At 73.6% G+C, this 12897-nt stretch carries 13 protein-coding genes and 1 pseudogene; 12 read left to right on the plus strand and 2 right to left on the minus strand.

Annotated elements, in window-relative coordinates; genetic code table 11:
• On the minus strand, positions 1–720 hold a 720-nt coding region (locus EF918_RS03950; protein ID WP_125640682.1), incomplete at its 3' end, for a BTAD domain-containing putative transcriptional regulator.
• A 293-nt stretch (positions 721–1013) separates the two neighbouring features.
• Here EF918_RS03950 and EF918_RS03955 point away from each other — a divergent pair.
• The 12 genes from EF918_RS03955 to EF918_RS04010 all read left to right on the plus strand — a co-directional run bounded on the left by EF918_RS03955 (position 1014) and on the right by EF918_RS04010 (position 12252).
• Entirely contained in the window at positions 1014–2225 is a 1212-nt protein-coding gene (locus EF918_RS03955) for an aminotransferase class I/II-fold pyridoxal phosphate-dependent enzyme (protein ID WP_125640685.1), read from the plus strand.
• 60 nt (positions 2226–2285) lie between these two features.
• Positions 2286–3539 carry a beta-ketoacyl synthase gene (locus tag EF918_RS03960; RefSeq protein ID WP_125640688.1) on the plus strand — a complete coding sequence of 418 codons (1254 nt, stop codon included), beginning with the start codon at positions 2286–2288 and terminating at the stop codon, positions 3537–3539.
• A complete protein-coding gene (locus EF918_RS03965; protein ID WP_125640691.1) occupies positions 3536–4378 on the plus strand; it encodes a MaoC/PaaZ C-terminal domain-containing protein in 843 nt (280 codons plus the stop codon). The genes EF918_RS03960 and EF918_RS03965 overlap by 4 nt, the downstream gene beginning before the upstream one ends.
• Positions 4378–5931, plus strand: coding sequence for an AMP-binding protein (locus EF918_RS03970; RefSeq protein WP_125640694.1), 1554 nt, complete (start codon positions 4378–4380; stop codon positions 5929–5931). The genes EF918_RS03965 and EF918_RS03970 overlap by 1 nt, the downstream gene beginning before the upstream one ends.
• Positions 5928–6179, plus strand: a complete 252-nt coding sequence (locus EF918_RS03975) for an acyl carrier protein (protein ID WP_125640697.1) — start codon at positions 5928–5930, stop codon at positions 6177–6179. Before EF918_RS03970 ends, EF918_RS03975 begins: the two co-directional genes overlap by 4 nt.
• 55 nt (positions 6180–6234) lie before the next feature.
• Positions 6235–7305, plus strand: a complete 1071-nt coding sequence (locus EF918_RS03980; RefSeq protein WP_125640700.1) for an anthranilate phosphoribosyltransferase — start codon at positions 6235–6237, stop codon at positions 7303–7305.
• The gene (trpA, locus tag EF918_RS03985) at positions 7298–8128 is read left to right on the plus strand and encodes a tryptophan synthase subunit alpha (protein WP_125640703.1); all 831 of its coding nucleotides are present in this window, start codon (positions 7298–7300) and stop codon (positions 8126–8128) included. The genes EF918_RS03980 and trpA overlap by 8 nt, the downstream gene beginning before the upstream one ends.
• Positions 8129–8196: 68 nt before the next feature.
• Positions 8197–8571 (plus strand): ectoine synthase, encoded by a 375-nt coding sequence (locus EF918_RS03990; RefSeq protein WP_125640706.1) that lies wholly within the window; start codon positions 8197–8199, stop codon positions 8569–8571.
• A gap of 75 nt (positions 8572–8646) precedes the next feature.
• A complete protein-coding gene (locus EF918_RS03995) occupies positions 8647–9792 on the plus strand; it encodes an acyl-CoA dehydrogenase family protein (protein WP_125640709.1) in 1146 nt (381 codons plus the stop codon).
• Positions 9789–10535 (plus strand): N-(5'-phosphoribosyl)anthranilate isomerase, encoded by a 747-nt coding sequence (locus EF918_RS04000; RefSeq protein ID WP_125640712.1) that lies wholly within the window; start codon positions 9789–9791, stop codon positions 10533–10535. The genes EF918_RS03995 and EF918_RS04000 overlap by 4 nt, the downstream gene beginning before the upstream one ends.
• Positions 10532–11266 carry an indole-3-glycerol-phosphate synthase gene (locus EF918_RS04005; RefSeq protein WP_125640715.1) on the plus strand — a complete coding sequence of 245 codons (735 nt, stop codon included), beginning with the start codon at positions 10532–10534 and terminating at the stop codon, positions 11264–11266. Before EF918_RS04000 ends, EF918_RS04005 begins: the two co-directional genes overlap by 4 nt.
• A complete protein-coding gene (locus tag EF918_RS04010) occupies positions 11263–12252 on the plus strand; it encodes an alpha/beta hydrolase (RefSeq protein WP_125640718.1) in 990 nt (329 codons plus the stop codon). Before EF918_RS04005 ends, EF918_RS04010 begins: the two co-directional genes overlap by 4 nt.
• Here the strand turns inward: EF918_RS04010 and EF918_RS04015 are convergent.
• Positions 12249–12736: pseudogene (locus tag EF918_RS04015) on the minus strand (Uma2 family endonuclease). The gene EF918_RS04010 and the pseudogene EF918_RS04015 sit on opposite strands and share 4 nt — an antisense overlap.
• Positions 12737–12897 lie beyond the last annotated feature (161 nt).

Consider the following 12897-nt stretch of genomic DNA (forward strand, 5'->3'; position numbering starts at 1 on the left):
CTCGGTCTCCGGGGCCGGGTCGATGCCCAGCTCCTCGGCCAGCACCTCGCGCAGCTGCTGGTAGCTGCGCAGCGCCTCCGCCCGGTTGCCGGCCCGGGTGTGGGCGGCCATCCGGCAGCGGTACGCGCTCTCCCGGAACGGGGCCCGCCGCACCGCCTCCTCCGCGTAGCGCAGCGCATGGTGCTCGTCGCCCAGCGCCGACGAGGACAGGCTCGCCGTCTCCAGCGCCTTCAGCCGCAGCTCCTCCAGCTGCTCGCGCATCGCCGTCACCCACTCGCCCTCGTGCGAGGGCAGGAACGAGCCGCGCAGGTTCGACACCGCGCCGGCCGCGAGCTGCTGCGCCACCGCGTACGCGCGCTCCGCGTACGCCTCGGCCGCCTCCGCGACCGCGGTCTCGGCGCACTCCACGTCCACCGCCACGTCCTGCGGCAGCCGCAGCACGTACCGGCCGCCCTGCGCGACCAGCGGGGTCACCCCGGGCTGGTCCTGCGGGGTCGTCACGAAGGTCCGTACCCGGCTCACCACACTGCGCAGCGCCGAGGCCCAGGTGTCCGGCAGCCCCTCGGGCCACACGGTTTCGGCCAGCTGGTCGCGGTCCGTACCCGTGGCCCGTTCGAGGAGCAGACGGGCGAACGCCACCTGTGCCTGGGCGCTGGAGAGGTGCTGCGGCGGAGCTCCGTCCGGCTCGATCGTGACAAGACCTACGAGTCTGATCAGCACTATGCACCATCCGAAAACGGTCGGCTTCCGGCCGTGTCCCCCTAGTTCGTGCGGTTTCGAAGATACCGGCGCTCCTTCTTTGCATGTCAACGCCCGGCCGGCGCCGCCACCCCCCATTCGAGCCGGAATCCATCAACACCCTTGCCCCGCACCGGGCTTCCTCTTGCGCCGCTATTGCGCCCCCCGAGCCTTAATGGAATTCCACTAGAGCCCGGCCGGAAACACGGCGGGGCACCGATGGAGTTCCGGGTCCGCCGGACGCGTCTGGTCGATGAGTCGATGAGGAGAAGCTCGTGAACACATCCGCTGCCTGGGCCCGCCTGGAGCCGAAGCTCGCCTACTTCCGCAACCGGGTCGCCCAGCTGGAGTACGAGCCGGCCCGCAAGAACAGCTTCGTGGCGTACACCGCCGAACGCGACTCGGCCTACACCGACCAGGACGGCCAGCGCCTGCTGATGATGTCCGGGTACAGCTACCTCGGCCTCGCCGGTGACGAGCGGGTCGTCTCCGCCGCCAAGGCCGCCGTCGACCGCTACGGCACCGGCAACCACGGCGTGCGCGCCCTGGCCGGCAGCACCCCGCTGCACGAGGAGCTGGAGGCCGAGGTCGCCAAGTTCGCCGGCCGCGAGCAGGCCCTGGTCTTCGGCTCCGGCTACGCCGTCAACACCGGCGTCATCGGCGGGCTCGTCGGCCCCGGCGACACCGTCTTCATCGACAAGTACGACCACGCCAGCATCGTCGACGGCTGCAAGCTCTCCGGCGCGAGCGTCGTCCGCTTCCGCCACAACGACGTCGCCCACCTGGAGCGCCGCCTGGCGAGCACTCCCGACACCGGGGTCCGCCTGGTCATCGTCGACTCCGTCTACTCCATGGACGGCGACATCGCCCCCCTGGTGGAGCTGCGCAAGGTCTGCGACGCGCACAACGCGCTGCTGATGGTCGACGAGGCCCACGCCCTCGGTGTGATCGGCGCGACCGGCCGCGGCATCGAGGAGCACTTCGACTACGAGGTGAAGGTCGACGTCAAGGTCGGCACCCTCTCCAAGGGCATCCCCTCCATGGGCGGCTGGGTCGCCGGACCCGCCGAGCTCATCCACCACCTGAAGTACGCCTCCCGGCCCTTCCTCTTCTCCGCCGCCCTCGGCCCGGCCCAGGCCGCCGCGGGACTGGAGTCCCTGCGGATCCTCCAGCGCGAGCCGTGGCGGGTGGAGTTCATCCAGCGTGAGTCCGCCCGCTTCCGCGGCCTGCTCAACGCCGCCGGCATCTCCACCGTCGACAGCGAGACCGCCGTCGTCCCGGTCATCGCCGGCTCCGACGACGCCGCGTACGACTTCGCCACCATCTCCCGCAAGCACGGCGTGATCGGCCTGCCGGTCGTCACCCCGGCCGTGCCCAACGACCTGGCCCGGCTGCGGATCGCCATCACCGCCCGGCACACCGAGGCCGACATCGACTTCGCCGCCGACGCCTTCGTCAAGGCCGCCCGCGAGACCGGGATCATCTGACCCCCTCCGCCGCCGGCCGGAACCGCCGGATCCACCGGATCCACCACCTGAGGAGCAGACATGCCTGGACCGTCCAGGGGAAGTTCGGCGAGGCCGCCCGTCGCCATCACCGGCATGGGCGTGGTCACCCCCGGCGGGTGCACCCCGGACGAGCTGTGGCGCACGCTGTCCGCCGGCCGCTCCACCGCGGCCGAGCTCACCCACCTCGACCTCAGCCGGCACCGGGTGCGCATCGGCTGCCGGGTCCGGGGCCTGGAGGCCGTCGCCGGTCTCGTCCCGCCCAAGGAAGCCCGGCGGATGGACCCCTTCGCCCACTACGGCACCGCCGCCGCGCTCGCCGCCCACCGGGACGCCGGCTCGCCGGCCGCCGAGGCCGGGCGCACCGCGATCGTCGTCGGCAACGCCGTCGGCGGCCGGGCCACCAGCGACCTGGAGTCGGCCCACTTCACCACCGGCGGCCCCGCCAAGGTCAACCCGCTGATGCCGCTGATGACCATGCCCAACGCGGCCGCCGCCCAGATCGCCATGCGGCTGGGCTGGACCGGGCCCGCGCTGACCGTGGCCAACACCTGCGCCTCCGGCGCCGACGCCGTCGGGCACGCGCTGCTGCTGCTCCAGACCGGCCGCGCCGACGTCGTCCTCGCCGGCGGCTGCGAGCACACCCTCACCCCGGTCACCCTGGCCGGCTTCGGCAACCTCAGCGCCGTCAGCTTCCGCAACGACGACCCCGAGCACGCCTCGCGCCCCTTCGACGTGGACCGCGACGGGTTCGTGATGGGCGAGGGCGCCGGATTCGTCGTCCTGGAACGCCTCGACGACGCCCGGGCCCGCGGAGCCCGCACCTACGGCCTGGTCGCCGGGTACGCCGCCACCGCCGACGCCCACCACCTGGCCATGCCGCTGCCGGACGGCGCCGGCGCCGCCGCCGCCATGGCCGGCGCGATCGCCGACGCGGGGCTCGCCCCCGAGGACATCGTGCACGTCAACGCGCACGGCACCTCCACCCCGTACAACGACCGGTCCGAGGCCGCCGCCCTGACCAAGGTGTTCGGCACCGCCCAGCCGCCGGTCACCGCGCCGAAGTCCGTCATCGGCCACCTCATCGGCGCTGCCGGCGCCGTCGAACTCGTCGCCACCGTGCAGGCCATGCGGCACTGCGAGGTGCCGCCCACCGCCAACCACGAACAGCTGGAGCCAGGAATGGACATCGACGTCGTCCACGGCGCACCGCGCGCCGTGCGATCGGGCCCCGCCCTCACGAACTCCTTCGGGTTCGGCGGCCACAACGCCTCCGTGGTGGTGATGCCGGTATGACGCTGACGACGCTGCCCGCCCCGGTCCGTACGGTGACCGTCACCGAGCCCGAGATCACCGACTACCGCGGCGCCGCCCGCCGGGGCCTGACCACGGCCCGGCCCGGCCAGGCCTCGCCCGTCCACACCTTCGTCCTCGCGCACACCGTCGCCGAACGGACCGTCGCCGAACTGACCGCGGCCGAGCCCGGCCCGGTCTCCGTGGTCCACCTCGGCCAGGACATCCGCACCCAGCGGCCCGTGCGCCCCGGCGAACAGGTCACCGTCGCCCTCGACGTCCTCGGCGTCCGCAAGGAGCCGCGCGGCGCCCGGATCGCCCTGCGGGTACGGCTGATCGGCGAGGACGGCCCCGAGCCGTTCGCCGAGCTGGTCATCTCCGCCCTGCTGGTCGGCGCCACCCGGCTGGAGCCCTTCGGCGACATCGCCGGCGGCCCGGCCGCGCCCGCCCCGGCCGGCACCGGAGAGCCGCAGACCGTGGTGCACGAGCTGACCACCGACTGGATCAGCACCTACGCCCACGCCTCCGGCGACCTCAACCCCATCCACCTGGACGCCGAGGCCGCCCGCGGGGCCGGCTTCGAGACGGTCATCGCCCACGGCATGAGCGTGGTCGCCCTCGCCGTCGAGGAGGCCGTGGACCGGTTCGCCGACGGCGACTCCGCCCGGGTCCGCGGGCTCGGCTGCCGCTTCTCGGCCCCCGTCCCGCCGGACGTCCCGCTGGAGATCAGCCTCCAGCCCGACGCCGCGGCCCGGGTGGTCCGCTTCACCTGCAAGACGCCCAAGGGCGCCGCGGTGAAGTCCGGCTGGATCGAGCTGGCCGCCCCCGCCGGAGGTGTGTGATGACCGCGCAGCACGCCCTGCCCGAGGACGCACTCGGGCTGGTCGGCGGGTTCCTCACCCAGGTCCGCAGCCGGCCGCACGCGGTGGCCCTGCTCTTCAACGGCGAGGAGACCACCTACCGGGAGCTGTACGAACTGGCCGGGGAGGAACGCGACCGGCTGGCCCGGCTGGAGCTGGCCCCCGGCGAGCCCGTGGGCGTCCTGGCCGACAAGTCGCCCGACACGGTGGCGCTGGTCCTGGCCTGCCTGCTGGCCCACCGGCCGGTGATGCTGCCCTCGCCGGCCCTGGCCGACACCCTGCTCGCCGATCTCTTCGCCCAGGCCGGCTGCCGGTACGTGCTCGCCCCCGGCGGCGCACCGGGCCGGGTCGCGCCCAACCCCGCCGTGGCGGCGCAGCCGCTGCCCCCGGCCGAGGCCGCCCAGGTGGCGTTCCTGCTCACCACCTCCGGGTCGACCAGCCTGCCGAAGATCGTCCCGCTGGAGCGGGACGCCGTGGACCGGTTCACCGCCTGGGCCGGGCCGGCGTTCGCGATCGGCCCCGACCGGACCGTCCTCAACTACGCCCCCCTCAACTTCGACCTCTGCCTGCTCGACGTGTGGACCACCCTGGCCCGCGGCGGCCGGGTCGTCCTGGTCGACCCGGCGCTGGCCGCCCACGGCCGGCACCTGCTGGACCTGGTCACCCGGCACGACGTCCACGTGGTGCAGGCCGTGCCCATGGCCTTCGGACTGCTCCAGGACGCCGCCACCCGCACCGGCGCCACCTTCCCCGGGGTCGAGCACGTGATGTTCACCGGGGACGCCATCCCCGACCGGACGTTCGCGGCGCTGCCCGCGCTCTTCCCCAAGGCCCGCATCCACAACATCTACGGCTGCACCGAGACCAACGACAGCTTCGTCCACGAGGTCGACACCGCCGCCACCAGCTTCCCGCCCGTGCCCATCGGGCGCCCGCTGCCCGGCGTCGAGGCCCTGCTGCTCGACCCCGACACCGGCACCCTCGTCGAGGGCCCCGGCAGCGGCGAACTGTTCGTCTCCACCCCGTTCCAGAGCCGTGGCTACCTCGACCGGACCCGGCACGCCGAGAAGTTCACCGGCCACCCGCTGGGGCTGGACGACCGCCGCTGGTTCCGCACCGGCGACCTGGTCCGGCGCGACGGCGCCGGCACCCTGCACCTGACCGGACGCACCGACTTCCAGGTCAAGGTCCGCGGGGTGGCGGTCAACACCGCCGAGATCGAACGGGTCCTGCAGGACCATCCGGACGTCGTCGAGGCCGGGGTGGCCGCCGTACCCGACCCGATCGCCGGCAGGAAGCTCCTCGCCGGCGTCCGCCGGGCCCCCGGCTCGGACCTGACCGTCCTGGCCCTGCGCGGGCACTGCGCCCGCCACCTGCCCCGGGCCGCCGTGCCCACCCAGCTCACGCTCACCGAGGCGCCGCTGCCGAAGACGGCCACCGGAAAGGTCGACCGCAAGGCGCTCGACCGCCTCGAACCCCTCGCTCCCGCCACCGCGCCCACGCCCGCGCCCGTCACCGAAGGAATCCCGTCATGAGCAACGTCGACACCATCAAGAACTTCGTCATCGCCGAGTTCCTGCCCGGCACCGCCCCCGCCGAGCTCGCCGCCGACCACGACCTGCTCAACGACGGGGTCATCGACTCCCTGGGCGTGCTCAAGCTCATCGCGTGGGTCGAGGACCGGTTCGAGCTGGCCGTGGGCGACGCCGACCTGGACCCGAACAACTTCCGCAGCGTCGAGGCCATCGACGCCTTCATCGCCGGGGCGCGGGCCGCGGCGTAACCGCCCCGGCGCCGCACCCCCGACGACCGCGACGAGGAAGAGACGGAGAACGACCGTGCATGACGCACTCACCGGTCTGCTCCAGCAGCAGGCCCCGGTCGGGCGCGGGACCTGGCGGTCCTGGTGGGACCAGCTCGGCGACAACCGGCTCGACCGGGCCGAGGTCCTGGCCCTGCTGGCCTCCCTGACCAGCCGGCTCCCCGACCACGACACCCTGCGCCACCTGCTGGACTCGCTCGCCGAGCGCCGTACGCCGCACGAGGCGGGCGAGGTCTGGCAGGGCACCGTGAACGTCGTCGGCACCGGCGGCGGACCCCGGACCTTCAACATCTCCACCGCCTCGGCGTTCGTCGCCGCGGCCACCGGGGTCAAGGTGGTCAAGACCGGCTCCCGCGCCTACACCAGCTCCCTGGGCTCGGTGGACCTGCTGGAGCGGCTCGGCGTCCGGCTCACCTCGTCCTACGCGCAGACCGAGGACACCCTCGACGCCCACGGGATCGCCTTCGCCGGGCCGTTCGTCTACCCGGCGCAGCTGACCCGGCTGGCGCGGACGGTGGCCCCGACCGGGCTCAAGCCCTTCGGCCGCTTCCTCAACGCCCTCGGGCCGTTCCTGGCCGAACTGCCGGTGACCGCCCAGGTCACCGGGGTGTCCACGGCGGCGCCGCTGGACACCTTGCGGCAGCTGGCCGGCTCGACCCGGGGGCGGCGGATCTGGCTCGTCACCAACGACACCGGCGCCGACGAGCTGCTTCCCTTCGCCACCAACACCGTCCACGGGGACCGGGGCCTGACCCGGGTCCTGCGGCCCGGCGAACTCACCCCGGGCGACGGGTCCTTCGCGGACCTGCGGCCCGCCGCCGGAGCGGACGAGGCGGTCCGGCACTTCCGGTCCGTGCTCGCCGGCACGGCCGGGGCCGTGGCCACCCGGACGGTGTGCCTGGGCGCCGCCGCCCTGGCGGTGGCCGCCGGCACCCGCCGGGACTGGCTCTCGGCGGTCGCCGAGGCCGAGGAGGCCGTCCGCTCCGGCGCCGCCCTGGCCCTGGCCGACCGCCTGGCCTCGGCCCGGCCGCCCCGGCCGGCGCTCGCGGGGGCCGGCGCCCGGGGGCCGGAGGTGGCCCGTGTCTAGCCCGGCCGGGGCGGTCGCGCCCGCCCCCTTCTTCCCCGGTCGCCGGGCCGACGGCGGCCCCGGACTGGCCCTGTTCCTCAACGCCGGGGACCCGCCGCTGCCCGTGCTGCGGGAGCTGGTCCTGATGCTCGACGAGGAGGGCGTGGACTGCCTCGAACTGGCCGTCCCGTTCCCCGACTCGGTCACCGACGGACCCACCGTGCGGCGCTCCGCCCGCCGGGCCCTGGACCGGGGCGGGGCCGACCTGGACGACGTACTCGGCTTCCTGGCCGACGTACGGCCGCACCTGACGCACACCCGGATCGCCCTGCTCGCCGACTGGAGGTACTCCCTGGGGCACCGGGACCTGACCGCCGCCACCCGCGACATCGCCGCGGCCGGGGCGGACGGACTCCTCGTCCACGCGCTGCCGCCACGGCTGCGCGAGGAGCACCTGGGAGCGGCGGCCGAGGCCGGCCTTCCCGTGGTGACCACCTGCTACTCCAACAGCCCGCCCGCCACGCAGGCCGAGGCCGCCGCACGGGCCTCCGCCTACCTCTACCTCGTCGCCCACTACGGGCGCAGCGGAACCGCCCCGGCGGCCGGCCACGCCGCGCTGGCCGGTGCGGTCACCGCCCTCCGGGCGCACACCACCGCCCCGATCGCCGTCGGCTTCGGGGTCAGCACCCGGGAACACGTGGAGGCCGTCGGCGCCAGCGGCGCCGACGCCGCGATCATCGGCTCCGCCGCCGTCGCCGCCGTCGAGGCGGCCCAGGAAGCGGGGCGCGACGTGACCGAAGCCTTCCGCGCGTTCGTCCGCTCGGTACGGCCCGTACGGCCCTGACCCGCCCGAAACGGCCTGGACGACCAGCGCAACCGACCCTTCACCCCATCTCACACCGGGAGACCGCCATGATCGTTCGTGACATCGAGTCCGTGAAGACCGTCGAGTGGGGCAACGGCCTCAGCCGCCGCTTCCTCCTGGCCGAGGACGGCCTCGGCTACACCCTCACCGACACCGTCGTCGCCGCCGGCACCAAGTCCCGCCTGGAGTACGTCAACCACCTGGAGGCCTGCTACTGCATCGCCGGCTCCGGCGAGGTCATCGAGCTCGACGGCACCTCCCACGAGATCGTCCCGGGGCGCATGTACGCGCTCGACCAGCACGACGCCCACTACCTCGTCGCCAGCCCGCACGAGGACCTCCGCCTGGTCTGCGTCTTCTCGCCGGCCCTGCGCGGGGACGAGGTGCACAACCTCGACGCCGCCCGGTCGTCCGCGTACTGACCGGCGTACCGGCCGGCCCACGAGCGGCACCCAGGCATTGACCCGATCACCGAATCGAACTCAAAGGGGTCCACCGTGATCCGTTGGAACGCCGACCAGGCAGAGCTGCGCGAAGGCCTGGAGCGGTGGGGAGACGCACTCAGCGCAGACCACCTCGAACTCGACGAGCGCTCCGCCTTTCCGGAGGACAAGTGGAAGCTCGTCCAGAAGACCGGAATCCTGGCACTGCCCTTCGACGAGGAGTACGGAGGACTCGGGCAGTCGCTGCTCACCACGATGTACGTGCTGGAAGGACTCGGCGAGTACAACCGTGACGCGGGACTGAGCTTCTCGGTCACCACGTCCATGTGCTCCACCGGCATCCCCCTCCAGCAGTTCGGCACCGCGGAGCAGAAGGAGCGCTGGCTCCCGCTGATCTGCTCGGGCGAGGCGATCGGGGCGCACGCGATCACCGAGGCCGAGGGCGGGTCGGACGCGATGGCGATGACCACCCGGGCCGTCCGGGACGGGGACGACTTCGTCATCAACGGCAGCAAGGTGTTCGTCAGCAACGGGCCCGTGGCCGACGTGATCGTCGTCTACGCCCGGACCCACCCGGACGGCGGACCGCTGGGGACGACGGCGTTCCTGGTGGACGGCAGGACCCCGGGGCTGACCCGCGGCCGGCCCATCAAGAAGATGGGCCTGCGGACCTCGCCGCTGAGCGAACTCTTCCTCGACGACGTACGGGTACCGAAATCGGCGGTGCTCGGCCGGGTCGGGGGCGGGTTCATGGTGCTGGACCACGTGATGAAGCGGGAGATCCTCTTCTCCTTCATCGTCAACGTGGGCGAGATGCAGCACCGGCTGGACCGCTGTGTCGACTACGCGAGGACGCGCAAGTCGTTCGGAAAGGCGATCGGTTCGTACCAGACGATCGCCAACAAGATCGTCGACACGAAGATCCAGCTGGAGACCTCCCGCAAATGGCTCTACGACACGGGCGAGAAGCTGGAGGCCGGCGAGAACGTCACCGTCGACCTCGCCATCTCCAAGCTCGTCACGAGCGAGAGCAACCTGGCCACGAGCCTGACCGCCGTCCAGATCTTCGGCGGGCACGGCTACATGGCCGAGTTCGGACTGGAGCAGGACGTGCGCAACGCCGTCGGCGGCACGATCTACTCCGGCACGAACGAGATCCAGTACAACCGCATCGCCTCGATGCTGGGGCTCGGCAAATGAGTTCCCAGAACCTGCTGAAGGTCTGCGGGGCCACCGCCCCGCAGGACATCGAGGCCGCGGCGGCCGCCGGGGCGGACTGCGTCGGGCTCTGGCACGGCGTACCCGGCGGCCCCCGTGAACTGGACCCGGACGGGCTCGCCGCCCTCGCGGCGGCGGCCCGCTCCACCGGACTCCTCCCGGTCTGGGTCACCTTCCTCGCCGACCCCGGCGCGCTCGTGGCCACCGCCCGGGCCGCCGGGGCCGGCTGGATCCAGCTCCACGCCTACCAGCCGCCGGCGGTCGTCCGGGCGCTGCGCGAGGCGCTGCCGGCGTCCGTGGGCATCGTGAAGGTCCTGCACGTGGCGCCGGGCGGCGCCGGGTGCGTCGAACGGCCGCTGATCGGGGCGTACGCCCGGGCCGGCACGGACCTGTTCCTGCTGGACACCGCCACCGAGGACGGCCGGATCGGCAGCACCGGCCGCACCCTCGACCAGGCCGACGTCACCGCCCTGCTGCCCCGGCTGACCCGGCCGTTCCTGCTGGCCGGCGGCCTCTCCCCGGCCAACCGGCCGGCCTACGAGGAGGTCGTGGCCCACCCCGGTTTCCGCGGCATCGACGTGGACACCGCCGCCCGCGACCGCGTCACCGGCGGCTTCGGCATCCCCGAGATCGCCGCCCTGGCCCGCGCCTGGCGCACGGGCGTCGACCGCAGCAGTGCAGTCCGTCCCCGTACCGGGACCCGCGAGATGGAGCTGTCGTCATGACCACCCGCAGCACCCGCAGCACACGTACGAAGGTCTCCTTCCTGGACGCCCTGCTGGCCTCGCCCACCCCGGTGGTGATGGAGGTGAAACGACGCGACTCCCACGGCTACGACCTGCTGGGCGGGCGCACGCCGGCCGCGATCGTCGCCGCGTACGAGACCGCGGGCGCGCCGTGCATCTCGGTGGTGACCGGACGCTGGTTCGGCGGCTCGCCGGCGCTGCTGCGGGACGTGGCGGCGATGACGGACCTGCCGCTGCTGCAGAAGGACTTCATCACCCGCAAGGACCAGATCCGCGGGGCCAAGGAACTGGGGGCCTCGGCGGTGCTGCTGACGGCGGCGCTGCTGCCGGACACGAGCATGCGGACGCTGGTGACGGAATGCCTGCTGGCCGGGCTGACCCCGTTCGTGGAGGTGACCTCGGAGGCCGAGCTGGAGCTGGTGCCGCACGCCTCGCAGTGCGTGATCGCGGTCAACAACAAGGACATCAAGACCCGTGAGCGGGGCGCCGGGGACCTGGGCCGCAGCCTGGACCTGCTGCCGGCGGTCCGGGCCACGGGCACGCCGTGCCCGGTCAGCGCCAGCGGGATCGACGGGCCGGCGACGGCGGCGGGGCTGCTGGACGCGGGCTTCGGCGGGCTGCTGGTGGGGACCTCACTGCTGCGGACCGGCTCGCCGGCGGCGTGGGTGGACGCGGTGTCCGCGGCACGGAAGGGACTGGCCCTGCGATGAGCACCCTGACCACCGTGCCCCTGCCCCTGCCCCTGCCCCTGACGCAGGCCCTGACGCAGGCCCGTGCCGAGGCACCGCCCCGGGCCCGTGCCGAGGCACCGGCCCCGGCGGCCCCGCCCCCGGCCGGGGCGCCGGCGCCGGCGGTGTGCGCCCCGGCCGGCGTCCGGCCGTACACGGTGGACGCGGGCGGGGTCACCCTGTCCGGGCTGCTGGCCGAACCCGCGGGGGGTCCGGCCCGCTCCACCGTCCTGGCGGTCCACGGCCGCGGCATGCGCGCCGCGTACTGGAACTCCTTCGTCCCGCTCGCCACCGCCCTCGGCCACGCCGTGCTCGCCGTGGACCGCCCGGGCTACGGGGCCTCGGCGGACCTCCTGCCGGAGGGGCTGACCCTGGCCGAACAGGCCGACACCCTGCACGCGGCGCTGAAGGAACACGCCCGGACGCACGAGCTGGGCGCGGGCGTGTTCCTGCTGGGCCACTCCGACGGCGGCAAGGTCGCCCTGCACACCGCCGCCCAGGAGGGCGCGGTCCCGCTGCTGGGCCTGGACACCTCGGGCACCGGCTACCTCTACCACCCCGAGGCCCTGCACTTCCCGTCCACCCTGGGCGGCGGCGCCACCAAGCTCAACTGGGGCCCGCTGAACCTCTACCCCCGGGGCACCTTCCAGGCCAGCCGCGCCCTGCTCTCGCCGACCCCGCCCCGCGAATCGGCGGAGACCGTGCACTGGCCGGCCCAGTTCGAGGCCCTGGCCCCCCATGTCCGCATCCCGGTCCGCCTGACCTTCGCGGAGCACGAGCTGTGGTGGCAGCTCGACGAGGCCACCCTGCACGCCATGGCCTCCCGCCTGACCGCGGCCCCCACCACCGTCGCCCACCTCCCCGCGGCCGGCCACAACATCAGCCTGGGCCTGACCGCACCGGCGTACCACCTGAGGGTCCTGGCGTTCCTGGAGGAGTGCCTGCTGGGCGCCGGGGAACGCGGCTAGAGGTCGGAGGTGTCCAGGGTGAGGCCGAACGGGGCGGGGAGGTCGACGGGGGTGCCGAAGGGGTGGGGGCCGTCGACCTTGTCGTAGCCGAGCTGTCCGGGGGCGGAGAAGAGCGTGACGCTGCTTTCCTGGCGGTCGATCAGGAGGGAGAGCGGGGCTCCGTACTGGGCGTACCGCTTGCGCTTGACGACTCGGTCCGTCTCGGCGTTCGACTCAGACGTCACTTCGACCACCAGCAAGGTGTCGGCGGGCAGCAGGGACTTGCTGCCCTTGGCCACCTCTCTCGGAACGACAGCGATGTCGGGTACGTACCAGTTCGGCGATCCTGGAAGATCGAGATAGCCGGCTCCCGAGGCGCAGCCCATTCGATCTCGGCCCGATCGCCCTCGATGTGCTGAATGGCGTACTTCAGGGCGCGCTCGGGATCCGCCACCTGGCTGTAGTCGTCGGGGCGGCCGCCCCCTTCGACCGGGGCAGTGCTCACGTTGCTGCGCTCCTTTCCTCTCTTTGCGAACGTACCTCGGTGTCGGAGCGCCGGCGCCGGAGCGTGGACCACCCGCACGAGAACACACGTCCGCCCCCTGCGAATGTCACATCGCAGGGGGCGGACGTGTGTTCTCGTGCGGGTGGTCCACGCTCCGGCGC

The sequence above is a fragment of the Streptomyces sp. WAC06614 genome, from assembly GCF_003949795.1.
GTDB lineage: Bacteria > Actinomycetota > Actinomycetes > Streptomycetales > Streptomycetaceae > Streptomyces.

What these genes read in the sequence shown, in the direction of transcription:
- EF918_RS04000 (WP_125640712.1), top strand. Translation starts at nt 9,789, where the DNA reads ATGAGTTCCCAGAACCTGCTGAAGGTCTGCGGGGCCACCGCCCCGCAG.
- EF918_RS04010 (WP_125640718.1), top strand. Translation starts at nt 11,263, where the DNA reads ATGAGCACCCTGACCACCGTGCCCCTGCCCCTGCCCCTGCCCCTGACG.
- EF918_RS03990 (WP_125640706.1), top strand. Translation starts at nt 8,197, where the DNA reads ATGATCGTTCGTGACATCGAGTCCGTGAAGACCGTCGAGTGGGGCAAC.
- EF918_RS03960 (WP_125640688.1), top strand. Translation starts at nt 2,286, where the DNA reads ATGCCTGGACCGTCCAGGGGAAGTTCGGCGAGGCCGCCCGTCGCCATC.
- EF918_RS03965 (WP_125640691.1), top strand. Translation starts at nt 3,536, where the DNA reads ATGACGCTGACGACGCTGCCCGCCCCGGTCCGTACGGTGACCGTCACC.
- EF918_RS03975 (WP_125640697.1), top strand. Translation starts at nt 5,928, where the DNA reads ATGAGCAACGTCGACACCATCAAGAACTTCGTCATCGCCGAGTTCCTG.
- EF918_RS03970 (WP_125640694.1), top strand. Translation starts at nt 4,378, where the DNA reads ATGACCGCGCAGCACGCCCTGCCCGAGGACGCACTCGGGCTGGTCGGC.
- EF918_RS04005 (WP_125640715.1), top strand. Translation starts at nt 10,532, where the DNA reads ATGACCACCCGCAGCACCCGCAGCACACGTACGAAGGTCTCCTTCCTG.